A 22,327-nucleotide genomic window follows, 5' to 3' on the forward strand; every position below is an offset into this window, starting at 1 on the left:
GGAGGGAAAGCCGGAAGGCCCGGCCCCCCACCTGGGGGCCGGGCCTTCCTTCTCCGTGCGGGTCGCGTCAGCGACTACGCCTCGAAGACCTCGTTCATCAGCAGCTGCTGCTCCGCCTGGTGACGCTTGGCGGAACCCACCGCCGGCGAAGAACCGTGCGGACGCGAGACGCGCCGCAGGCGCTCGCCCGCCGGGATGTCCGCGCCGACCGCCAGGTCGAGGTGGTCGATCAGGTTCAGCGCGATGAACGGCCACGCACCCTGGTTCGCCGGCTCCTCCTGCGCCCAGATGTACTTCGCCGCGTTCGGGAACTTGGCGATCTCCGCCTGCAGCTCCGCACCCGGCAGCGGGTACAGACGCTCGATGCGGATGATCGCGGTGTCCGTGATGCCGCGCTTCTCCCGCTCGGCCTCCAGGTCGTAGTAGACCTTGCCCGCGCAGAAGACGACCTTGCGGACCGCGTTCGGGTCCACCGCGGTGTCGCCGATGACCGGACGGAACGAACCGGTCGTGAACTCCTCCGCCTTCGACGCCGCGGCCTTCAGACGCAGCATCGACTTCGGGGTGAAGACGACCAGCGGCTTGTGGTGCGGGTTGTGGACCTGCCAGCGCAGCAGGTGGAAGTAGTTCGACGGCAGGGTCGGCATCGCGACCGTCATGTTGTCCTGCGCGCACATCTGCAGGAAGCGCTCCGGGCGGGCGGACGAGTGGTCCGGGCCCTGGCCCTCGTAGCCGTGCGGGAGCAGCAGCGTGACGCCGGAGGTCTGGCCCCACTTCTGCTCGGCCGAGGAGATGAACTCGTCGACGACGGTCTGCGCGCCGTTGACGAAGTCACCGAACTGGGCCTCCCACAGCACCAGCGCGTCCGGACGGGCCAGCGAGTAGCCGTACTCGAAGCCCATGGCCGCGTACTCGGAGAGCAGCGAGTCGTAGACGTTGTAGCGGGCCTGGTCGTCCGACAGGTACAGCAGCGGCGTGTAGTCCTCGCCGGTCTCCCGGTCGATGAGGACCGCGTGGCGCTGGCCGAACGTGCCGCGGCGGGAGTCCTGGCCGGACAGCCGGACCGGGGTGCCCTCCATCAGCAGCGAACCGAAGGCCAGGGTCTCGCCCATGCCCCAGTCGATGGTGCCGTCGTCGATCATCGCCGCGCGGCGCTGCAGCTGCGGCAGCAGACGCGGGTGGACGGTGACGCCCTCGGGGATGTTGACCTGGGACTCGGCGATCCGCTTGACGACGTCCTGGGAGATCGCCGTGTTCACGGCGACCGGGAAGTCGGCCTGCGGGGCCGGGGCCGGCGCGGCGACCGCGGGCTGCGCGGCGGCCTCGCGGACCTCCGCGAAGACCTTCTCCAGCTGGCCCTGGAAGTCCTGGAGCGCCTGCTCGGCCTCTTCCAGGGTGATGTCACCGCGACCGATGAGGGACTCGGTGTACAGCTTGCGCACCGAGCGCTTCTTGTCGATCAGGTCGTACATCAGCGGCTGCGTGAACGCCGGGTTGTCGGACTCGTTGTGGCCGCGGCGGCGGTAGCAGATGAGGTCGATGACCACGTCCTTGTTGAACGCCTGGCGGAACTCGAAGGCGAGCCGCGCGACGCGGACCACGGCCTCCGGGTCGTCACCGTTCACGTGGAAGATCGGCGCCTCGATCATGCGGGCCACGTCGGTCGCGTACATCGAGGAACGCGAGGACTCAGGGGCGGCGGTGAAGCCGACCTGGTTGTTGATCACGACGTGGACGGTGCCGCCGGTGCGGTAGCCGCGCAGCTGCGACATGTTCAGCGTCTCGGCGACCACACCCTGGCCGGCGAACGCCGCGTCGCCGTGCAGGGCCAGCGGCAGGACGGTGAAGTCCGTGCCGCCCTTGTTGATGACGTCCTGCTTGGCGCGGGCGACGCCCTCCAGGACCGGGTCCACCGCCTCCAGGTGGGAGGGGTTGGCGACGAGCGAGACCTTGATCTGCTCCCCGTCCAGGCCGGTGAAGGTGCCCTCGGCGCCCAGGTGGTACTTGACGTCGCCGGAGCCGTGCATGGACTTCGGGTCGAGGTTGCCCTCGAACTCGCGGAAGATCTGCGCGTACGACTTGCCGACGATGTTCGCCAGGACGTTCAGGCGGCCGCGGTGGGCCATGCCGATGACGACCTCTTCGAGGCGGGCCTCGGCGGCCGAGTCGATGACGGCGTCGAGCAGCGGGATGACGGACTCGCCGCCCTCCAGGGAGAAGCGCTTCTGGCCGACGTACTTCGTCTGCAGGAAGGTCTCGAAGGCCTCCGCCGCGTTCAGGCGGCGCAGGATGCGCAGCTGCTCCTCGCGCTCCGGCTTGGTGTGCGGGCGCTCGATGCGGTCCTGGATCCAGCGGCGCTGCTTCGGGTCCTGGATGTGCATGAACTCGACGCCGGTGGTGCGGCAGTACGAGTCGCGCAGCACGCCGAGGATGTCGCGGAGCTTCATCATCGACTTGCCGGAGAAGCCGCCGACCGCGAACTCGCGCTCCAGGTCCCACAGGGTGAGGCCGTGCTCGGTGATGTCGAGGTCGGGGTGCTTGCGCTGCTTGTACTCCAGCGGGTCGGTGTCGGCCATGACGTGGCCGCGGACCCGGTAGGAGTGGATCAGCTCGAAGACGCGGGCGGCCTTCGTGACGTCGTCGTCGTGCGAGGCGTCGATGTCGCGGTTCCAGCGGACCGGCTCGTACGGGATGCGCAGCGACTCGAAGACGTCGTCGTAGAACTTGTCCTCGCCGAGGAGGAGGTTCGCGACGATGCGCAGGAACTCGCCGGAGGCCGCGCCCTGGATGACCCGGTGGTCGTAGGTCGAGGTCAGGGTCATGACCTTGGAGATGCCCAGCTTGTTCAGGGTGTCCTGCGAGGTGCCCTGGAACTCGGCGGGGTAGTCCATGGAGCCGACGCCCATGATGACCGACTGTCCGGGCATCAGGCGGGGCACGGAGTGGACGGTGCCCAGGCCGCCGGGGTTGGTCAGCGAGACGGTGACGCCGGTGAAGTCGTCCATCGTCAGCTTGCCGACGCGGGCGCGGCGCACGATGTCCTCGTAGGCCTGCCAGAACTCGAAGAAGTTGAGGGTCTCGGCCTTCTTGATGCCGGCGACGACGAGCTGACGGTCGCCGTTGGGCTTCACGAGGTCGATCGCGAGGCCGAAGTTCACGTGCTCCGGCTTGACCAGGGTCGGCTTGCCGTCCTTCTCCGCGAAGGAGTGGTTCATGGACGGCATGGCCTTGATGGCCTGCACCATCGCGTAGCCGATGAGGTGGGTGAAGGAGATCTTCCCACCGCGGGCGCGCTTGAGGTGGTTGTTGATGACGATGCGGTTGTCGAACAGCAGCTTCACCGGGACGGCGCGGACGGACGTGGCCGTCGGCACTTCCAGCGAGGCGTTCATGTTCTTGGCCACTGCGGCGGCGGGGCCGCGGAGCGTCACCAGCTCGGGGCCGGCGGGGGCCCCGGTGGCGGGCGCGGCCTTCTGAGCCGGGGTGGTGGCGGCCGGAGCCTGAGGGGCGGGCGCGGCCGGTGCGGCGGCCGGGGCCTGGGAGGTGACAGTCACAGCAGGGGCACCAGAGGGGGTGGCAGGAGCAGGGGCAGGAGCTGACACAGGTGTGGGCGCGGCGGCGGGCGCGGCGGACGCCGCCCCCGTGGCGGCGTCGACGGCCTGGGGGACCCCGGCGGTGGCGGTGGCGGCCTGTGCGGAGGCGCCGTCCGTCGTCGGGGTCTTGATGGCTTCATCGGCCTTCACCGGAGCGGCAGCGCCCCCCGGCTTGTAGTCGGCGAAGAAGTCCCACCAGGCCCGGTCGACCGAATTCGGGTCCTGGAGGTACTGCTGATAGATCTCGTCGACGAGCCACTCATTCGCGCCGAAGCCTGAGGCGGGGTTCTTCCCGGCCTCTGCTGCGTCGGTCGTGGTGCTCGGGTTACTGGGGGACTGTGGCGACACGGCGGCAACCGCCCTCTTCCGCTTCACAAGGTATGGACAGCGGGGATAAAGGCTACGCCTCCCAGGGCGTGTGATGCAGGCCGGGCGGGACTTCCGTCGTGCAGGTCACACCGAACGGCGGGTTTCACCCATCGGAATGGCGGGAAACAAGCGTGGTTCGGGTAGGGGGCAGCCAGGTTGCGACCCCCTAGGCCTCGCACCCCTGACGACCCCGGGCACGTGTGGCCGAGATCATGTCCTTCCCACTCGAACCCTACGTCAAGACGGCACCTGTGAGCTGCCCGGAAGGGTGACAAGGATTCGGCAACCCCGTGACGATTCGGCCACGCCGATGTGGCCCCCGTGCAGGCCCACGGCCCAGCGGGCGATGGCCAGCCCCAGACCGGTGCCCCCGTCGCCGGCCGAGTCCCCGCCGCCCGCGGAACCCCGGTTGAACCGCTCGAAAACCCGGTGCCGCTCCGCCTCCGGGATCCCCGGACCCTCGTCCACGACCTCCAGGGCCAGGCTCCCCGGCGCCTCTGCGGCCCGGGCGCGGACCGTGACCCGGCCGTGCGCGGGACTGTGCTTCACCGCGTTGTCGATCAGGTTCGCCACCACCTGGTGCAGCCGCTCCGCATCCGCGTACGCGGTCAGCTCCGGAGGATGCACGTCCAGGTGAAGATGCACGTCATTACGGGTGTGCCCACCCGAACCGGAAGAAAGCCCCGGCCGCCCCGCGGCCGCCAGCCCCGACTCCTTCAGCACCCCCGACAGGTACGGCCACACCTCGAAGCGGCGCGCCTTCAGCGGCACCACCCCGTTGTCCACCCGCGACAGGTCCAGCAGGGTGTCCACCAGCCGGCCCAGCCGCTCGGCCTGCTTCAGCATGGTCCGCATGGTCTCCGGATCGGCCTCCGAGACCCCGTCCACCACGTTCTCCAGCACCGCCCGCAACGCCGCGATCGGAGTGCGGAGCTCGTGCGAGACGTTCGCGACCAGCTCTCGACGGTGTCTGTCCTCGGCCTCCAGATCGTCGGCCATCCTGTTGATCGTCGAAGCCAGATCGCCCAGCTCGTCGCGGCGCCCGGCACCCCGCACGCGGCGCGTGTAGTCCCCGTGGGAGATCGCCCGCGCCACCGTCGTCATCTCGTCCAGCGGCGCCGTCAGACCGTGCGCCACGAACTGGGTGATCAGCATCGAGGCGATCACCGAGAAGACCGTGATGAACCGCAGCTCCGTGGCCGTGCGCAGGGCCACCAGCAGCAGCCCCGTGGTGATGAACACCGAGACCACGACGAGCGTGCCCAGCTTCGTTTTGATCGAGAACGGCGAGTAGGGCCGCAGACCCGGCCCGCGCGGCGGGCCGCTCACGCCTGCGCCGGGGTCTCCAGGGCGTACCCGACGCCGTGGACGGTACGGATCCGGTCCGCGCCGATCTTCCGCCGCAGGGCCTTGATGTGGCTGTCGACCGTACGGGTCCCCGACGCGTCGGCCCAGTCCCACACCTCCGCCAGCAGCTGCTCCCGCGAGAGCACCGCGCGCGGCGTCCCCGCCAGGCACACCAGCAGGTCGAACTCGGTCGGCGTCAGGTGCACGTCCTCCGCCTGCACCCGCACCCTGCGCTGCGCGTGGTCGATCTCCAGGTCGCCCAGACGCAGCGTCGCCCCGCGCGGAGCCGTCGCGGCCATCGTGGCCCGCTCCACCCGGCGCAGCAGTACGTGGACCCGGGCTGCCAGCTCGCGCATCGAGAACGGCTTCGTCATGTAGTCGTCGGCCCCGACCCCGAGACCGACCAGCATGTCGGTCTCGTCGTCCCGGGCCGTGAGCATCAGCACCGGGACCGGCCGCTGCGCCTGGACCCGGCGGCAGACCTCCAGCCCGTCGAAGCCGGGCAGCATGACGTCCAGCACCAGCAGCTCGGGCTGCCAGCTCTCGGCGGCCGCGACCGCGGCAGGCCCGTCGTACGCCGTCTGTACCTGGAACCCCTCGGCCCGCAGCCGGGCCGCGATGGCGTCGGCGATGGTGCGGTCGTCCTCGACCACGAGCACGCGCCGCTGGGCACCTGGGGTGGCCGCGGCGACGCTGTGGGTGGTGTGTGTCTGTTCCATGTCCCGCCCCTGAAGATCCCGCGTGATGGGGTGCAGCGTAGAGGAGGCACCGGCCTGCGGCTATGCGGGGTTCGGACAGGAGCCGGGGTCATCCGGAATCAGAGATTCATCCCGTCGCGTCGAATCCGGGCAGCGCGTCCAGCACCTTGCGGAGCCCCGGAGCCAGCTCCGTCTGGTCAGCGGCGACCTCGAAACCGCCGTGCACGAAGGCGTACGTGAACCCGTCGTAGACCGGCGGATCCGCCGTCGCCACCCGGGGCAGGTGCGCGAAGTCCGCCTCCCGCAGCGCGGTGCGCAGGACCTCCAGCCGGGGCGGCTCCAGCTTCCCGGAGCGCATGTCGCGGGCCTTGCCGTCGAGGAGGGTCCAGGAGCCGTCGCCCTTGACGAGGACGGTCCGGGTCTGGCCGGCGAAGCCCCCGCTACGGGTCACGCGGACGAGGGTCCGGGCGGCGGTCTCGGTTGCCGTCGCCGCCGGAGAGGGCGTGCCGGGTGCGGTCGCCCCGGGTGTGGGCGCGGGTGGGGTCGCGGACGCGGACGGGGTTGCCGTCGCCGTGGGCGCCGGCGCCGCCGTCGCCTCCCGGGGCCCGCCGGAACCGCCGCCGCAGCCGGCCAGGACCAGCACCGCGCCCAGCAGCACCACCGCCGCGGCCCCGGCCGCTCGGATCGCTTGCACACCCACCTCCGCAGGAACTGCTTACTTCCGACCGAACACCGAGTGTGACTCCTCCCCCTCGTGAATGAGGGGACTTTCCGCCATGCCGGTCCGGCTTCGCGGCGGACCGGCCCGGCCCGCCTGGCAGTGGAAGGTCGCCTGCGCGGGCCGGTTCTCCTTGGCAGTATGCCCACACTGCGGGCACCGCCTCGAGGTAACGCGGGGGTCCACGGCGATCATTTCCCGTCCGGCACGGATCGCTTTCACCCCCTGGCCGGAGCCAGGGGTACCCGGCGAAGATCAACGGATGGAGTCCCCGCTCCCGCAACCGAAGGCACCCGGAGGCCGCCATCCGCCGCATCACCCCCTGGCGCGCGCTGCCCCCGCTGACCGCCGTGCTCCTCGGGCTGTGGGGCCTGCCGCGCGGCGCGGGCGGCGGGAGCATGTGGCGCGACGAGTCCACCACCTGGCAGGTGGCGCACCGCCCCCTCGGCGGGCTGTGGGAACTGCTCGGGCAGGTCGACGCGGTGCACGGCCTCTACTACCTGCTGATGCACGGGGTCTTCGGCCTGTGGGACGGGGGCCTGTGGGCACTGCGGCTGCCGTCCGTGGCCGGCACGGCCCTCGCCGCCGCCGGGGTGGCAGCGGTGGGGCACCGGCTGGCGGGCGAGCGGGCCGCGCTGACCGCGGGCACCGCGTACGCCGTGCTGCCGCCGGTGCAGGCCTACGCGCAGGAAGGGCGCTCGTACGCGCTGGTCGCGGCAGCCGTCGCCTGGGCGACGTACCTGATGCTGCGCGAGCGGTGGGCGGCCTACGCGGTGGTGCTCCTGCTGGGCTGCTGGCTCCACGAGTTCGCCGTACTGGCCCTGCCGGCACACGCGTTCGCCGCGTGGCGGGCGCGGGGCTGGCGGTGGGCGGCCGGGGCCGTCCTCGCCGGGCTGCTGCCGCTGGCGCTGGTCAGCGCGGGGCAGGCGTCGGCGCAGCTGGGGTGGCTGGGGCGGCCGTCGTGGCAGGACTGGGCGGCGTACGGGGTGCTGGCGGCGGCGGTGGCCCTGCTGGCCCGGGGGGTTCCCAGCCGGGAGGCCGTACGGGTGGCCGTACCGCTGGCGCTGCTCCCGCCCGGGGTGCTGATGGCGGTGTCGCTGGTGCACCCCCTGTACGTCGACCGGTACGTCCTCTACGCCCTGGCGGGCCTCGCGGTGCTCGCGGGCGCGCGGGGGCCGCTGCCGCTGCCGTGGGTGCTGGTGGGAGTGCTGCTGGTGCCCCTCGCGGTGTGGTCGGTGTGGCTCCGGACCCCGGAGGCGCGCAAGGACGACGCCCTCGCCGTCGCCGCGGCGGTGCGGGAGCGGGCCCGGCCGGGGGACGCGGTGCTGTTCATGCCGTCGAGGCGGCGGGAGTGGCTGCTGTCGTCGCCCGGGGCGTACGGGTCCGTCCGCGACGTGGCCCTGTCCCGGAGCCCGGCCGCCTCCCGCACCCTCCAGGGCACGGAGCTGCCGCCGGACGCCGTCCGGGCGGCGGTCCTGGCCTCCCCGAGGGTGATCGCCCTGCTGGACCCGCCGGACCAGCCGCTGGACGGGTACCCGGGGGAGGCCGCGAAGCGCGAGGCGCTGGCGGAGGCGTTCGAGCGCTGCTCGGTGACACCGGTGCGCGGGGCCCGCGTGGCGGTGTACGCGCGGCCGGGCACGTGCGGCTGAGACGGGGTTCCGGCGGGGCGGGGAGTGGGTGGGGCGGGGTTTCGGCACCGGCTGTGAGGCGGGCCCGCTGGACTCCGTCGTCGTGTGTCCCGGGCGGCCTGTCCGTTCCTCCCGGCGGACCCCGCCCCCGCCCCCGCCCCGCGTGCGGATGGGTCAGGATGGGCCGCAGACCGTTTCCGACGCCGCCTCCGGAGGCCCCGCATGCCCGTACCCGAGATACCCGGCCCCCTGGTCGGCAGCGGCTGGCTCGCCGAACACCTCGGGGACGTCGTGGTGTTCGACGCCTCCGTCGGGGCCCACCGCCGGGCCCCCGTGAGGATCCCCACCGCGCGCCCCTTCGACCTCGACGGCGCCCTCTCCGACCACGCGGCGGCGTCCCCGCACACCATGCCCTCGCCGGAGGACTTCGCCGGGGCCCTGCGGGGGCTCGGGGTCGATGACGCCGATGCCGTGGTCGTGTACGACGGCGCCGGGATCTACTCCAGTGCCCGCGCCTGGTGGATGCTGCGCGCGATGGGCTTCGACCGGGTGGCCGTGCTGGACGGGGGCCTGCCCGCGTGGGCGGCCGCCGGGCTGCCCGTCGAGGCGCAGGCGGCGGCGTACGAGGGCCCGCGCGGCTCCTTCACCGCCCGGCCCCGCCCGGGGCTGCTGGTGGACGCCGACACCGTCGCCGCGGCCCTCGCCGATCCGGCGGCGGCCGTGTTCGACGCCCGGACCCGCGAGCGCTTCGCCGGCACCGCCCCCGAGCCCCGGCCCGGGCTGCGCGGCGGGCACATGCCGGGCGCGCTGAACCTGCCGTTCGGCGAACTCCGGGGACCGGACGGCCTGATGCGCCCGGCCGGGGAACTCCGCGAGGCCTTCGGGGCGTTGGCCGGGGAACGGGAGCGGCTCTACTTCAGCTGCGGTTCGGGCGTCACGGCCTGCGTGCTCGCGCTGGGGGCGACCCTGGCGGGGTACGGGGAGACCGCGGTGTACGACGGCTCGTGGAGCGAGTGGGGTCTGCCCTCGGAGCTGCGGCCGGTGGTGACGGGGTCCTGACGCGGGTGGGGCTAGCCCCACCCCGGGTTCGGATACCTGCACCAGCGCGGTCCCGCTCCCCGCTCGGCAGACTCTTCGGCATGGCACTCCACACCTTCTCCCGCACCGCCCTCGGCGTCACCGTCGCCGCCACCGCCGCGGCCCTGCTGCTGTCGGGCTGCTCCCTCGTGGACGAGGCCCGGCTGAAGACCGCCGAGGCCGACGCCACCGTCACCGAGGCCGTCACGGCTGTGGACCTGACGGGTCTTCGGCGGGGGTCGGTGGTGGTGACCCCGGGCAGCGGTCCCGGGGTCACCGTCCGCCGGATCCTGCACTACCGGGGCGACACCGCGCCCGTGCCGGGGCAGCGGGTCTCGGGCGGGGTGCTGGGCTTCACCGACGGCTGCCGCGGCGACGAGGACGGCTGCTGGGTGGACTACCGGCTGGAGGTGCCGGCCTCGGTGAGGCTCAAGGCCGGCAGCAGCAGCGGCGACATCACGGTCACCGGCGTGGCGTCCGCCGAGCTGGAATCCTCCTCCGGCGACGTCCGGGCCGAGCGGATCGCGGGCCCGCTGAAGGTCCGTACCTCCTCCGGGGACCTGAGGGCCGCCGACCTGTCCGGCCCGGAGTTCGAGTTCCGTACGAGCTCGGGGGACTCCACGGTCGGCTTCGCCAAGGCCCCGGCCTCCGTGTCCGTCACCACCAGCTCGGGCGACGTCACCCTGAGGGCGCCGCAGGCCCCGTACCGGGTGTCCGCGGACACCGCCTCGGGCGACCGGGACATCACCCTCGGGGACGCCCCCGACGCCCCTTCCCGCATCGCGGTCCGCACGGCCTCCGGCGACATCCGCCTCGCGGCCTCCCCGGACAGGACCTAGGCCGTCACCGCGTCGACCTCCACCTCCACCAGCCAGGCCGGGTCGATGAAGCGGGACACCTCGACGAAGGTCGTCACCGGGCGGATCGCGGCGAAGCGCTCGCCGTGGGCCCGTGCGGCCTCCTCCCAGGTGGTGATGTCGGTCAGCATGATCCGGGTCCGCACGACATCGGCGAGCGAGGCGCCGGCCTCCTCCAGGGCCCGCTGCGCGATGTCCAGGCAGCGCACGGTCTGCGCGTGGACGTCGCCCGGGCCGACGGTGGAGCCGTCGTCCCCGATCGGCGCCGTGCCGGCGACCGCCACGTAGGGCCCCGTGCGGACCGCGCGGGAGAAGCCGATGCAGGGTTCCAGCGGGGAGCCCGAGCTGACGGTCCGTCGTATGTCTGTCATGCCGTCATGGTGCTGCGAGGGGCCCGCCGGGGGTGTTCGCCCCCGGCGAACGGGCGTTGGGGAACATTGCCGGGCGCAGAAGCATTGAGTCGGCATAGCTCAACTTCACTGCCGGAGGGAAGATCATGGCTTCGACGTCCGTAACGCTCACCCTGCCCGTACTGCCGCTCGACGACGAGGTCGTGCTGCCCGGGATGGTCGTTCCCCTGGACCTGTCCGACGCCGAGGTGCGCGGAGCCGTCGAGGCGGCGCAGGCGGCGGTGGGCAGCGGGAAGCCCCGGGTGCTGCTCGTGCCGCGGGTCGACGGGAAGTACGCCGGGATCGGTGTGCTGGGGACCGTCGAGCAGGTCGGGCGGCTCTCCGACGGCGATCCCGGGGCGCTGATCCGCGGGCGCGGCCGCGTCCGGATCGGCGCCGGGACCACCGGACCCGGGGCGGCGCTCTGGGTCGAGGGGGAGACCGTCGACGAGAAGGTGCCCGACCCGCTGCCCGGGGCGGTCGCCGAGCTCGTCAAGGAGTACAAGGCCCTCGCCACCAGCTGGCTGAAGAAGCGCGGCGCCTGGCAGGTCGTGGACCGGGTGCAGCAGATCGAGGGGGTCTCCGCCCTCGCCGACAACTCCGGGTACTCGCCGTTCCTGAGCGTGGCCCAGAAGGTCGAACTGCTGGAGACCACCGACCCGGTCGCCCGGCTCCGGCTCGCCGTCAAGGCGCTCTCCGACCACCTCGCCGAACAGGACGTCGCCGAGTCCATCGCCAAGGACGTGCAGGACGGCGTCGAGAAGCAGCAGCGCGAGTTCCTGCTCCGCCGCCAGCTGGAAGCCGTCCGCAAGGAGCTGCGCGAGCTGGGCGGGGAGAAGGAGGGCGAGGAGTCCGACGACTACCGCGCCCGCGTCGAGGCCGCCGACCTGCCCGAGAAGGTACGGGAGGCCGCGCTCAAGGAGGTCGACAAGCTGGAGCGGGCCAGCGACCAGAGCCCCGAGGGCTCCTGGATCCGCACCTGGCTGGACACCGTGCTGGAACTGCCCTGGAACGAGCGCACCGAGGACGAGTACGACATCCAGGGCGCCCGGGCGGTGCTCGACGCCGAGCACGCCGGGCTGAACGACGTGAAGGACCGCATCACCGAGTACCTCGCCGTGCGCAAGCGGCGCGGCGAGCGGGGGATGGGCGTCGTCGGGGGCCGCCGAGGGGGTGCCGTGCTCGCGCTCGTGGGCCCGCCCGGTGTCGGCAAGACCTCGCTCGGCTCTAGCGTGGCCCACGCCATGGGGCGGAAGTTCGTGCGCGTCGCCCTCGGCGGCGTACGGGACGAGGCCGAGGTCCGCGGCCACCGGCGCACCTACGTCGGCGCCCTGCCCGGCCGCATCGTGCGGGCGATCAAGGAGGCCGGGTCGATGAACCCGGTCGTGCTCCTCGACGAGATCGACAAGGTCGGCTCCGACTTCCGGGGCGACCCGGCGGCCGCCCTGCTGGAGGTCCTGGACCCCGCGCAGAACCACACCTTCCGGGACCACTACCTGGAGGTGGAGCTGGACCTCAGCGACGTGGTCTTCCTCGCCACGGCCAACGTCCTGGAGGCCATCCCCGAAGCGCTCGCCGACCGCATGGAGCTGGTGCGCCTCGACGGCTACACCGAGGACGAGAAGGTCGTCATCGCCCGCGACCACCTGCTGCCCCGCCAGCTGGAGCGCGCCGGGCTGACCGCCGAGGAGGTGGCCCTGGAGGAGGGGGCGCTGCGCAAGCTCGCCGGGGAGTACACCCGCGAGGCCGGCGTGCGCACCCTGGAACGGTCCATCGCGCGGCTGCTGCGCAAGGTGGCCTCCCAGCACGAACTGGGCGAGCGCGAGTTCCCCTTCACCATCGGCGCGGGCGAGCTGCGCGGCCTGATCGGCCGGCCGCACCACGTCCCGGAGTCCGCGCAGGACCCCGCGGAGCGGCGTACCGCGGTCCCCGGCGTGGCCACCGGCCTCGCCGTGACCGGGGCCGGCGGTGACGTCCTGTTCGTCGAGGCCTCCCTCGCCGACCCGGAGACCGGCGCCGCCGGGCTCACCCTGACGGGCCAGCTGGGCGACGTCATGAAGGAGTCGGCGCAGATCGCCCTCAGCTTCCTGCGCTCGCACGGCGCGGAGCTGGAACTGCCGGTCGCCGACCTGAAGGACCGGGGCGTGCACATCCACTTCCCGGCGGGCGCCGTCCCCAAGGACGGACCGAGCGCGGGCATCACCATGACCACCGCGCTGGCGTCCCTGCTGTCCGGGCGCCAGGTGCGCACGGACGTGGCCATGACCGGCGAGGTCTCCCTCACCGGCCGGGTGCTCCCGATCGGCGGGGTCAAGCAGAAGCTGCTCGCCGCGCACCGGGCCGGGCTGACCACCGTGATCATCCCGAAGCGGAACGAGGCCGACCTGGACGACGTGCCGAGCGAGGTGCTGGAGGGGCTGGAGGTGCACCCGGTGACGGACGTGCGCCAGGTGCTGGAGCTCGCCCTCGCCCCGGCGGTGGCGTCCTTCACCAAGGCCGCCTGATCCGGAAGGCGCGCACGGTCCGCTGAGGGCCCGGGGACCCCGATCGGCGGGGCCCCGGGCCCTCGGCGCGCCCGCTGCGAAATACTGGTCCCGAACAGGGGTGTCACGGTGTGCCCCACCACGGATGGGAGCGGCGCGTGCACGGCAGCGAAGACCAGGAGTTCCTCGCCCTGGAGCGGGAGCTGTCCGTCTTCCTGCGGCGCGCCCGGGCCTCCTCGGGCGAGATGGCCCGCGCCCTGCATCCCGAGCTGGAGCCGGCCGCGTACGGGCTGCTGGTCCGGCTGGAGGCCGCCGGACGCCAGCGGGCCACCGAGCTGGCCGCCTACTTCGGCGTCGGCAAGGCCACCATGAGCCGGCAGCTGCGCGCCCTGGAGGTGCTCGGCCTGGTGGCCCGCGAGCCGGACCCCGCCGACGGCCGTGCCTTCCTCGTCGGCCTCACGGAAGAGGGCCGGGAGCGGTTCCTGCGCGTACGGGGAGCCCGGCGCGAGCAGTACATGCGCAAGCTGGCCGACTGGGACCGCGGCGAGGTCGCGGAACTGGCCAGACTGCTCAACCAGCTGAACTCCGGCGAGGAGTAGCGGCCGAGGGCGGGGCTCAGAGCTCCGCGTAGACCGCCGAGGCGTCGTCGTGCCGCTTGTACCGGGCCGGCGGGCGCAGCGGGTCCGACTCCACGGCCCGGACCCGCCCGATCAGCCCCCGCGCGCCCTCCTTGCGCAGCACGTCCAGGCAGGCCGCCCAGTCGCCCTCCCCGAACGTGTCCGTCCAGCGGCTCGCCCCGTCCGTGAGCGCGGCCACCGCCAGCACCTCCGCGCGCGGGGTGCGACCCGTGACGGCCCGGGCCGCCACGGCCGGGTCGGCGGCCGCCGTGAAGAAGCCCCCCTCGGCGTTGCGCAGCGCGTCGGTCGCCGCCACCGAGCCGCGCACCCCGTCCGGCACCCGGTCCAGCCGGTCGTCCAGCACCGGCGTGACCGCACCGCCGGGTCCGCGGAGCAGGAGCACGGAATCCGAGAGCACGAGGTGCTCCACGTACGACTCGTCCCAGCGGACCATGACCACCGTCGCCTGCGGGGTCCGCGCGTGAGAAAGGTCACACGTGTCGCGGTGTGCGTCGGCGGTGTCGGCGATCGCCCGGGCCAGGACCCCCTCCAGGGGCATGTCCCGCCGCGATCCGGACAGTTCGGTCAATCGGCCGCCGAGCCGGGTGGAGAACCAGGGCACTCCGTGCACGCATCCGTCGTCCCCGCGCGGCGGGGTGACCCCGTCCAGGACGATCACGACGCCGCCTCCCGACGCAGGTGCCGACGCCGACACCCAGTCCTGGTTGGGGTGTTCCGGGTTGCCGGGTTCGGAGGCCAGGTCGATGCGCATGCGGACATTCTGCCCGCCGGGGCCCCCTGGAGGCCGGAAGGTCCATACCAACGCCGCAAACCGCGGACCCGGCCGCCCGAACGGCCCGCCCGCCCGCTCCCCGCGAAATGTGGGCGGGCATATTGCCAAAGCCCGCCGCGTTCTTTCAACCGCCCGTCCATGCCGGGCCCCTGACACGCGGTGCCCGAGTTGGTCGGCCACTCCTCCGTGATGTTCACTCCTTCGAGTGGCCGGGTGGGCGATGTGCGGCTCTCCTCCCAACACACTGCGAAGGTCTGAGGCGGTACGAGGGGGCAGGGGGCGTTTACTTGTTGACCGGCCGTTACCTCGGCCACACGAGTAGACGAGCACGAGCACACGTACAGGATTGCGAGCACCGGTGTCTAAGAAGCGGTCTCGGAAGAACGGCACCGCCAGCGCCGACGGACCCGCCAACGCAGGACGGCGCGTACGCGTCCGCAGCAGGCTGGTGGTCGGAGTAGCAGTCGCCGGACTCACCGTCCTCGCGGCAGGCACCCCCGCCGTCGTTTCCGCCACGAGGGAACTGAACGACTCCCAGCGCCTGGTCACCCTGGCGGAACAGACGCAGCACGCCCTCACCCTCGCCCACCTCCTCGGCGACGAGCGCGACGCCGTCGTCGAGTACGCGGCCAAGGGCCGGCCCGGCAACGCCAAGGCGCCCGTCGACGAGCGCACCGCGCGCACCGACCGGCAGATCGCCGAGCTCCGGCCGGAGGCCGACGCGGAACTCGCCCGCGCCCTCGGCAGGGTCAAGGCCGTCCGCGCCGAAGCCGTCGACGGCAAGGGCACCGCCCTCGCCGCGCACCAGGCCTACGCGGGACTCCTCACCGAACTCCTCGCACCCGGCGACCGGCTCGCCGAACTCACCCCGCCCCGCGCCGAGGCCGCCCTCGCCGTCACCCGGCCCATGGCCCCCCTGGGCCAGGCCGTGGACCAGGCGTCGGCCACCCGCGGACTGCTGCTCGCCGCCCTGGCCGTCCCCCGCGCCGAGCAGCCCCCGAACTCCGCCGCCGCCGACGATCTCACCGGCGCCGCCCAGCGCTCCCGCGTACGCGAACAGGCGGCCCTCGACGACTTCGCGCGCGCCGCCCGGCCCGGCGTACGCCAGACCCTCGCCGCCACCGTCACCGGCCCCGAGGTCAAGGCCGCCGACGACCAGCTCAAGCGCCTCACCGAGCGGTCCACCCTGACCCCGGCCGAGCGCAAGGCCACCGACGCCGGCGCCCTCGCCACCACCCTCACCGCCCGCATCGACCGGATGCGCTCGGTGGAGTCCACCCTCGCCGGCGACCGCGCCACCGCCTTCACCAAGCTGCGCGACGACGACGTGACCCGGCTGGAGCTGATGGTCGCCGGACTCGGCGTCCTCTTCCTCTTCGTCATCGGCTTCTCCACCGCCGTCGCCCGCTCCCTCACCAGACCCCTGTCGGTGCTGCGGCGTGGCGCGGAACGGCTCGCGACCCCCGAGGGCTCGCAGGAGCCCGTCCGCTTCACCGGCCGCAACGACGAGTTCGCCGAGGTCGTGCGCCACCTCAACGCGGTCCGCGACCAGACCGTCGCCCTGCACACCAAGGTCGCCGGGCTCGACGCCGACCGCCGCCGCCTCATCGGCCGCAACGAAGCCCTCTCCGGCGGCCGCGAGGTCCTGGAGGAGGAACTCGCCAAGCTGCGCGCCGGGCTCGAAGAGCACCGCCGCATCATGTCGACGACCTCCGTCTCGCTCTCCCTGCGCACCCTCGGCCTCGTCGAGCGCCAGCTCGCGGTCATCGAGGAGCTGGAGTCCAAGGAAGGCGACCCGGACCGGCTCGCCACCCTCTTCAAGCTGGACCACCTGGCGACGGTCATGCGCCGCCACAACGAGAACCTGCTGGTCCTCGCCGGACAGGAGCACGGCCACGGCCAGAGCCTGCCCGTGCCCCTGGTCGACGTCATGCGGGCCGCCGTCAGCGAGATCGAGCGCTACGAGCGCGTCGACCTCGGGGCCATGCCCTCCTACACCCAGGTCGCCGGGCACGCCGCCGACGACATCTCCCACGTCCTCGCGGAACTCCTCGAGAACGCCACGACCTTCTCCCCGCCCGACGCCAAGGTGAAGGTGTCCGGCTGGCTGAACGACGCCGGCGACGTGGTCCTGTCCGTCGTGGACGAGGGCATCGGCGTCACCGAGGACCGCCTGGCCTCCCTCAACGCCCGCCTGTCCACCCCCGACGCCTACGACGAGGAACCCGAGGCCGAACACGGCCTGGGACTCGGCCTGTACGTCGCCGGACGCCTCGCTGCGCGCCACGGCGTCACCGCCGAGCTCCGCGCCGGTCGGCACGGCGGCCTGGAGGCCCTCGTCGTCGTCCCGGAGGCGCTGCTGCCGGACGCCCCGCCGACCTCCCCGGTGCACACCCTGGCCACGCCGGGCGCCCCCGCGTTCCAGCTGCCCGGTGTGATCGCCGAGGCCAACGAGAACACCCTGCCGCCGCGGCTGCGCCCGCCCGCGGCCGAGCAGGACGCGCAGCCGACGGCACCGGCGGAGCCCGCCGGGCCGGCCCCCGTGGACGCGGAGCCCGCCAAGGTGGTCACGCTCGCCGAGGCCTTCGACGCGGAGGCGGGTGAGGCGGACGCCGCCGACGCGGACGCCGCCGAGCAGGCCGCCATCGAGCACGGCGCCGCCGCGCAGGAGTCCTCCGAGGCCGGGTCCTTCGAGGCCGGGTCCGCCGAGGCCGAGGTCTACGAGTCCGACACCTTCGACGCCGGGTCCCTGGTGGCCGAGGCCTTCGGAGCCGGGGCCTTCGCCCGCGCCGGCGAAGCCGCCGCCCCCGGGGCCGGGCAGGACGCGCAGGCCGACGCCGAGGCGGAGCCCGCCAAGGTCGTCACCCTCGCCGAGGCCTTCGAGGACGCGCCGCCGCCCCCCGCCGACCAGGTCTTCACCGCGTCCGCCCCCGACGAGGCCCCTGCGGCCGAGGTGCCGGGCGGGGCCGCCCCCGAGCAGGAGCTCCTCGCGCGGGTCGTGGCCGAAGCCGACGCGGACGCCTTCACGGTGGCCGACCCCGCCCGGGCGGACGCCGCCGGGGGACCGGAGACCGCGCCCGGCGCACCCGTACAGGACGAAGGACACACCGGACCGGCGCACGACGCCGAACAGTCCAGCCACCGGCGGGCCGCCGACGCGGAGGACGGCTTCGTCCCCCGCCAGGGCAGCCACCCCGAGCCCATGGCCGAGCCCGCCACCCAGACCGTCACCGCCAAGGGCCTGCCCAAGCGGACCCCGCGCTCCGTGGCGGCCCCCGGCATCGGAAACCCCTCAGCGGCACGCCCCGAGCCGCGCCGGGTCGACGCCGAGGAACTGCGCCGCCGGCTCGGCGGGTTCTACCAGGGCGCCCAGGACGGGCGCCGGGTCGTCGCGGCGGAACTCGCCCAGGACCGCCAGGACCCGCAGGACCGGGGGCAGGGGCACACCGACCAGGGGGACACCGCACAGGAGGCACGCACATGACCGCGCCCAGTACGTACGGACTGAGCACCCAGGCCCGCAACCTGCAGTGGCTGCTGACCGACCTGGTCGAGGAGGTGCCCGGAGTCAACTCCGTGGCCGTCGTGTCCTCGGACGGGCTGCTGCTGCTCTCCTCCGAGCCGGCGGCGGAAGCCGCCCAGGGTGACCGCCCCAAGGGCCCCCGCGGTGCCTCGGCCGACCTCGCCACGATCGTGTCCGGACTCGGCAGCCTCACCACCGGTGCGGCCGCCCTCATGGAGTTCGGTACGGTCAAGCAGACGATGGTCGCCATGGAGAACGGCTCCGTCTTCGTCATGTCCATCAGCGACGGCTCCCTGCTCGGCGTGCACGCCACGCCCGACTGCGACATGAGCGTCGTCGCCTACCACATGGCCCTCTTCGTCGGCCGCGCCGGCCACGTCCTGACCCCCGAAGTCCGCAGCGAGCTGCGCCAGTCGATGGAGAAAAACCCGTGAGGAGTACGGCCTCCGACCGGCTGCCGATACGCGGCGCCGACCGCCGCCCCGCCCGCGTCCGCCCGTACTCCCTCACGGGCGGCCGCACCCGCTTCCCACAGGTGCTGCTGGTGGAGACCTTCGTCGCCACCCTCGACAGCGGCCCGGCCAAGTCGCCCGACCGCATGCCCGAGATGCGGGCCATAGTCGAGGTGTGCCGCCGGATGCGCACCATCGCCGAGATATCCGCACTGCTGAAGCTGCCGCTCGGCGTGGTCCGGGTCCTCGTCAGCGACCTCGCGGACCAGGGCCGGATACGCGTCTACGGCACGGGCCACGGCACCGGCCGGCCCGACCGCGCGCTGCTGGAAAGGGTGCTCAGTGGCCTCCGCCGTCTCTGACTTCGCCGCCGACGTCGCCCCCGACGTGACGGGCCTCGTGGACGACGAGCCCGTCCAGCCCTGGCAGTACGACCGCTCGCGCGCCCCCGTCGCCGTCAAGGTGCTCGTCGCCGGCGGCTTCGGCGTCGGCAAGACCACCTTCGTGTCCTCCGTCTCCGAGATCACCCCGCTGCGCACCGAAGCGGTGATGACCCAGGCCAGCGTCCCCACCGACGACCTGACCGGGACCCCGGACAAGAGCACGACCACCGTCGCGATGGACTTCGGGCGCATCACCCTCGACGACGACCTCGTGCTCTACGTGTACGGCACCCCCGGCCAGGAGCGGTTCTGGTTCATGTGGGACGACCTCGTGCGCGGGGCCATCGGCGGCCTGGTGCTCGCCGACACGCGCCGGCTGCGCGACTGCTTCCCCGCGCTCGACTACTTCGAGACCTGCGGGCTGCCGTACGCGGTCGCCGTGAACCACTTCGAGGGCTCGCGCTCCTACGACGTGGAGGACGTGCGGGAGGCGCTCACCATCCCGCCGCACGTCCCCGTCGTGATCATGGACGCGCGGCGCCGGGCCACGGTCGTGGAGTCCCTGCTGACCCTGGTCGGCCACGCACTGGACGCCACTCCCGAGTAGGCCCGTTCCCCCTCCCCCCGAATCGAGAACGTGATGCGCAAGATACTCGTCGTCGGGGCCGGCCAGTCCGGTCTCCAGCTCGCCCTCGGCCTCCAGGCGAAGGGGTACGAGATCACCCTCATGTCCAACCGGACCGCGGACGAGATCCGCACCGGACGGGTCATGTCCACACAGTGCATGTTCGACACGGCGCTCCAGCACGAGCGGGACCTCCAGCTGAACTTCTGGGAGAAGCAGGCCCCGAAGATCCAGGGCCTGGGCGTCTCCGTCGCCGCCCCCGACGGCTCCCGGGCCATCGACTGGCTCGGCCGCCTCAAGGGGTACGCGCAGTCCGTGGACCAGCGCGTGAAGATGGCGGGCTGGCTCGACACCTTCACCCAGCGCGGCGGACAGCTGGTCGTGCACGGCGCGTCCGTCGCCGACCTGGACTTCTTCTCCCGTACGTACGACCTCGTGCTCGTCGCCGCCGGCAAGGGCGAGCTGGTGTCGATGTTCGGGCGGGACGCGGCACGCTCCCCGTACGACACCCCGCAGCGCGCGCTGGCCGTCTCCTACGTCCACGGCCTCGGGCCGCGCCGCGAGCACCCGGACACCGAGGCCGTGCGCTGCAACCTGGTCCCGGGCGTCGGCGAGCTGTTCGTGATGCCGACCCTGACCACCTCGGGGCGCGCCGACATCCTGTTCTGGGAGGGCCTGCCGGGCGGGCCGCTGGACGTCTTCAAGGGCGTCAACGACCCCGCCGAGCACCTGGCGCTGACGCTGGAGCTCATGGAGAAGTACACCCCGTGGGAGTACGCGCGGGCGACGAAGGTCGAGCTGACGGACGCGGGCGGCACGCTCTCCGGCCGCTACGCGCCGGTCGTCCGCAACCCCATCGGACGGCTGCCCGGCGGCGGCCTCGTGCTGGGCGTCGCGGACGTGGTCGTGGCGAACGACCCGATCACCGGCCAGGGCTCGAACGCGGCGGCCAAGTGCGCGGCCTCCTACCTCTCCTCGATCCTCATGCACGGCGACAAGCCGTTCGACGAGGCGTGGATGAAGGCCACCTTCGACAAGTACTGGTTCACGACCGGCAAGCCGGTGACCCAGTGGACCAACGCCATGCTGGGCGTCCCGCCGGAGCACGTGCTGAACCTGATCGGCGCGGCCGGGCAGCTCCAGCCGGTGGCGAATCGATTCGCCAACGGCTTCGACAACCCGGCCGACTTCGACTCGTACTTCTACGACCCCGAGGACACGGCCGACTACCTCGCGGAGGTCGCTGCGTCGGTCTCCCCGTCGGGTTCCACGTCCGGCTCCCCGTCCGGCTCCTCCTCCGACGAGTAGCCCGCGTCATCCCCCGCCGTCGCGGCCTCCGGCAGCGGCGGCGGGGTGAACTCCGCCAGCGGCGTCCCCTCCGGATCCGGGCGGACCGCCCCGAGCAGCGGGTTCGCCGCGATCGGGGACACTTTCACCGTGGCCCCCGGGCGGGGCGCCTGGATCACCTTGCCGTCCCCGATGTACAGGGCCACGTGCGTGGCCTTCGGGAAGTAGACCACCAGATCGCCCGGGCGCAGCCGGTCCAGCGGCACCCGGGTCAGCCGAGCCCACTGCTCCTGGCTGGTCCGGGGGATGGACCGCCCGGCGTGCTCCCAGGCCTGCGAGGTCAGCCCCGAGCAGTCGAAGGAACCCGGGCCCTCGGCGCCCCACACGTACGGCTTGCCGATCTGCTCCGCCGCGTAACGGAGGGCGGCCCCGCCGGCCGCCGTCGGCGTCGTCGTACGGGCGGGCAGCCGGCCCGAGTCCACCAGCGTGCGCTGCGCCCCGGCGGTCACGGCCGCCTCGCGCGCCCCGAGCCCGGCGAGTTCCTCGGGGGTGAGCGCCGCCAGCAGCCGCTCGACCTCCTTGAGCCGGCCCGTCACCTCTGCCTGGGCTTGCTTCTGCCGCGCGGCGAGAGCCTCCTGATCGTCCAGGGCCTTGCGGGCCGCGCCGGCGAGCACCCCCGCCCGCTTCCGGTCCCGCTCCAGCCGCGCCACGACCCCGGCCCGCCGGGCGCCCTCGCGGGCGGCGAGCCGGCGCTGGTCGACGGCCTGCTGCGGATCGCCGGAGAGCAGCAACCGCAGGTACGGGGAGAGGGTGCCGCCGCGGGCCCCCTGGTACTGCTCCCGGGCGAGCCGCCCGGCGGTGGCCCGCTCGGAGTCGAGGGCGGAACGGGTGCGGCCGAGTTCGGTGTTGAGGCGTTCCTCGTCGGCCTGGCGGGCCTTGAGGGCGACGTCGGCGGCGTTGTAGACCTCGGTGGCCTCCTCGGCCTGCTGGTAGAGGCCCTGGAGCTGGGAGAGCAGCTCGCCGACCCCGCGGGCGGGTGCGGCGGGTGCGGCGGCGGGGGCGGCCCGGGCTTCGGGGAGGGTTTCGGCGAGGGCGCCTTCGGCGACGGCGGGTCCGGGGCGGGGGGTCGGCTCGGCGTGGACGCCGGCCGGGGGGCCCGCGGCGACGAAGACGGCGGCGAGGCAGACGATCCGCAGCAGTCGTTTTGTCATGTAATCACCTCCGCCGCCCGATGCTGCCACGGGCAGCCGGGCCGACTGGCGAGCCGCCGTGGTGGGTCGGGGGGCGTCACCCGGTTGGGGGGAGGGGGAGGGGGAGGGGGCTGGGGCTGGACGGGGGCGGGAGGGGGGCCGGGGTGGGGAGCGGGGTGCCGACTGGGCCGGATCAGGGCTGGTTTGGGGGTTTCCCGTCAGTCCCATCGTCCTTCCGTGTCGGGCCGGTCCCTCAAGGGCGCTCCCTTCGGTCGCGTCACTGCGTGATCGCCTTCGG

18 protein-coding genes are annotated in these 22,327 nt (G+C 73.3%); 10 read left to right on the forward strand and 8 right to left on the reverse strand.

Going from position 1 to position 22,327, the window contains the following annotated elements:
* Nucleotides 1-74: 74 nt before the first annotated feature.
* The 5 genes from ACZ7IF_RS23910 to ACZ7IF_RS23930 form a co-directional block, all read right to left on the reverse strand.
* Nucleotides 75-3,941: a multifunctional oxoglutarate decarboxylase/oxoglutarate dehydrogenase thiamine pyrophosphate-binding subunit/dihydrolipoyllysine-residue succinyltransferase subunit gene (locus ACZ7IF_RS23910; protein WP_470974637.1), complete on the reverse strand. Its 3,867-nt coding sequence runs from the start codon at nucleotides 3,939-3,941 to the stop codon at nucleotides 75-77.
* Between the two features lie 258 nt (nucleotides 3,942-4,199).
* Nucleotides 4,200-5,291: a HAMP domain-containing sensor histidine kinase gene (locus tag ACZ7IF_RS23915; RefSeq protein ID WP_470974640.1), complete on the reverse strand. Its 1,092-nt coding sequence runs from the start codon at nucleotides 5,289-5,291 to the stop codon at nucleotides 4,200-4,202.
* Nucleotides 5,288-6,028, reverse strand: coding sequence for a response regulator transcription factor (locus ACZ7IF_RS23920; protein ID WP_470974642.1), 741 nt, complete (start codon nucleotides 6,026-6,028; stop codon nucleotides 5,288-5,290). The genes ACZ7IF_RS23915 and ACZ7IF_RS23920 overlap by 4 nt, the downstream gene beginning before the upstream one ends.
* 106 nt (nucleotides 6,029-6,134) lie before the next feature.
* Nucleotides 6,135-6,701 (reverse strand): hypothetical protein, encoded by a 567-nt coding sequence (locus ACZ7IF_RS23925; RefSeq protein WP_470974646.1) that lies wholly within the window; start codon nucleotides 6,699-6,701, stop codon nucleotides 6,135-6,137.
* A 21-nt stretch (nucleotides 6,702-6,722) separates the two neighbouring features.
* A complete protein-coding gene (locus ACZ7IF_RS23930; protein ID WP_470974648.1) occupies nucleotides 6,723-6,947 on the reverse strand; it encodes a zinc ribbon domain-containing protein in 225 nt (74 codons plus the stop codon).
* A 128-nt stretch (nucleotides 6,948-7,075) separates the two neighbouring features.
* On the opposite strand from ACZ7IF_RS23930, the gene ACZ7IF_RS23935 reads away from it, so the two are divergent.
* The 3 genes from ACZ7IF_RS23935 (at nucleotide 7,076) to ACZ7IF_RS23945 (ending at nucleotide 10,269) form a co-directional block, all read left to right on the forward strand.
* Nucleotides 7,076-8,374 (forward strand): glycosyltransferase family 39 protein, encoded by a 1,299-nt coding sequence (locus tag ACZ7IF_RS23935; protein ID WP_470974650.1) that lies wholly within the window; start codon nucleotides 7,076-7,078, stop codon nucleotides 8,372-8,374.
* Between the two features lie 201 nt (nucleotides 8,375-8,575).
* Nucleotides 8,576-9,412 (forward strand): sulfurtransferase, encoded by an 837-nt coding sequence (locus ACZ7IF_RS23940; protein WP_470974653.1) that lies wholly within the window; start codon nucleotides 8,576-8,578, stop codon nucleotides 9,410-9,412.
* Between the two features lie 80 nt (nucleotides 9,413-9,492).
* Nucleotides 9,493-10,269 carry a DUF4097 family beta strand repeat-containing protein gene (locus ACZ7IF_RS23945; RefSeq protein ID WP_470974655.1) on the forward strand — a complete coding sequence of 259 codons (777 nt, stop codon included), beginning with the start codon at nucleotides 9,493-9,495 and terminating at the stop codon, nucleotides 10,267-10,269.
* Here ACZ7IF_RS23945 and ACZ7IF_RS23950 read toward each other — a convergent pair.
* Nucleotides 10,266-10,658 carry a RidA family protein gene (locus ACZ7IF_RS23950; RefSeq protein ID WP_470974658.1) on the reverse strand — a complete coding sequence of 131 codons (393 nt, stop codon included), beginning with the start codon at nucleotides 10,656-10,658 and terminating at the stop codon, nucleotides 10,266-10,268. The two genes, ACZ7IF_RS23945 and ACZ7IF_RS23950, sit on opposite strands and share 4 nt — an antisense overlap.
* 125 nt (nucleotides 10,659-10,783) lie before the next feature.
* Here ACZ7IF_RS23950 and lon point away from each other — a divergent pair, with 125 nt between their 5' ends.
* The gene (gene lon / locus ACZ7IF_RS23955; protein WP_470974661.1) at nucleotides 10,784-13,180 is read left to right on the forward strand and encodes an endopeptidase La; all 2,397 of its coding nucleotides are present in this window, start codon (nucleotides 10,784-10,786) and stop codon (nucleotides 13,178-13,180) included.
* 137 nt (nucleotides 13,181-13,317) lie between these two features.
* On the forward strand, nucleotides 13,318-13,758 hold the full coding sequence (locus ACZ7IF_RS23960) for a MarR family winged helix-turn-helix transcriptional regulator (RefSeq protein WP_050779716.1): 441 nt from the start codon (nucleotides 13,318-13,320) through the stop codon (nucleotides 13,756-13,758).
* A gap of 16 nt (nucleotides 13,759-13,774) precedes the next feature.
* Here ACZ7IF_RS23960 and ACZ7IF_RS23965 read toward each other — a convergent pair whose 3' ends face one another.
* Nucleotides 13,775-14,548, reverse strand: a complete 774-nt coding sequence (locus tag ACZ7IF_RS23965; protein ID WP_470974663.1) for a hypothetical protein — start codon at nucleotides 14,546-14,548, stop codon at nucleotides 13,775-13,777.
* 379 nt (nucleotides 14,549-14,927) lie between these two features.
* On the opposite strand from ACZ7IF_RS23965, the gene ACZ7IF_RS23970 reads away from it, so the two are divergent.
* From ACZ7IF_RS23970 to ACZ7IF_RS23990, 5 genes are read left to right on the forward strand one after another with little or no spacing between them, the layout of a single operon-like run.
* Nucleotides 14,928-18,053, forward strand: coding sequence for a sensor histidine kinase (locus tag ACZ7IF_RS23970; protein WP_470974665.1), 3,126 nt, complete (start codon nucleotides 14,928-14,930; stop codon nucleotides 18,051-18,053).
* Nucleotides 18,050-18,526 (forward strand): roadblock/LC7 domain-containing protein, encoded by a 477-nt coding sequence (locus ACZ7IF_RS23975; protein ID WP_362471593.1) that lies wholly within the window; start codon nucleotides 18,050-18,052, stop codon nucleotides 18,524-18,526. The genes ACZ7IF_RS23970 and ACZ7IF_RS23975 overlap by 4 nt, the downstream gene beginning before the upstream one ends.
* Nucleotides 18,523-18,906: a DUF742 domain-containing protein gene (locus ACZ7IF_RS23980; RefSeq protein WP_470974668.1), complete on the forward strand. Its 384-nt coding sequence runs from the start codon at nucleotides 18,523-18,525 to the stop codon at nucleotides 18,904-18,906. Before ACZ7IF_RS23975 ends, ACZ7IF_RS23980 begins: the two co-directional genes overlap by 4 nt.
* Complete coding sequence (locus ACZ7IF_RS23985) at nucleotides 18,887-19,534, forward strand: GTP-binding protein (protein ID WP_470974671.1); 648 nt, start codon at nucleotides 18,887-18,889, stop codon at nucleotides 19,532-19,534. The genes ACZ7IF_RS23980 and ACZ7IF_RS23985 overlap by 20 nt, the downstream gene beginning before the upstream one ends.
* 33 nt (nucleotides 19,535-19,567) lie before the next feature.
* On the forward strand, nucleotides 19,568-20,860 hold the full coding sequence (locus ACZ7IF_RS23990) for a styrene monooxygenase/indole monooxygenase family protein (RefSeq protein ID WP_470974673.1): 1,293 nt from the start codon (nucleotides 19,568-19,570) through the stop codon (nucleotides 20,858-20,860).
* Here the strand turns inward: ACZ7IF_RS23990 and ACZ7IF_RS23995 are convergent.
* Nucleotides 20,779-22,050: a C40 family peptidase gene (locus tag ACZ7IF_RS23995; RefSeq protein ID WP_470974676.1), complete on the reverse strand. Its 1,272-nt coding sequence runs from the start codon at nucleotides 22,048-22,050 to the stop codon at nucleotides 20,779-20,781. The two genes, ACZ7IF_RS23990 and ACZ7IF_RS23995, sit on opposite strands and share 82 nt — an antisense overlap.
* Nucleotides 22,051-22,327 lie beyond the last annotated feature (277 nt).

This window comes from Streptomyces sp. NPDC037421 (assembly GCF_055602105.1).

Bases quoted from the DNA above. Each gene is read 5' to 3' on its own strand.
- ACZ7IF_RS23920 (WP_470974642.1), bottom strand. From the start codon at position 6,028: ATGGAACAGACACACACCACCCACAGCGTCGCCGCGGCCACCCCAGGT.
- ACZ7IF_RS23940 (WP_470974653.1), top strand. From the start codon at position 8,576: ATGCCCGTACCCGAGATACCCGGCCCCCTGGTCGGCAGCGGCTGGCTC.
- ACZ7IF_RS23990 (WP_470974673.1), top strand. From the start codon at position 19,568: ATGCGCAAGATACTCGTCGTCGGGGCCGGCCAGTCCGGTCTCCAGCTC.
- ACZ7IF_RS23995 (WP_470974676.1), bottom strand. From the start codon at position 22,050: ATGACAAAACGACTGCTGCGGATCGTCTGCCTCGCCGCCGTCTTCGTC.
- lon (WP_470974661.1), top strand. From the start codon at position 10,784: ATGGCTTCGACGTCCGTAACGCTCACCCTGCCCGTACTGCCGCTCGAC.
- ACZ7IF_RS23975 (WP_362471593.1), top strand. From the start codon at position 18,050: ATGACCGCGCCCAGTACGTACGGACTGAGCACCCAGGCCCGCAACCTG.
- ACZ7IF_RS23965 (WP_470974663.1), bottom strand. From the start codon at position 14,548: ATGCGCATCGACCTGGCCTCCGAACCCGGCAACCCGGAACACCCCAAC.
- ACZ7IF_RS23945 (WP_470974655.1), top strand. From the start codon at position 9,493: ATGGCACTCCACACCTTCTCCCGCACCGCCCTCGGCGTCACCGTCGCC.
- ACZ7IF_RS23950 (WP_470974658.1), bottom strand. From the start codon at position 10,658: ATGACAGACATACGACGGACCGTCAGCTCGGGCTCCCCGCTGGAACCC.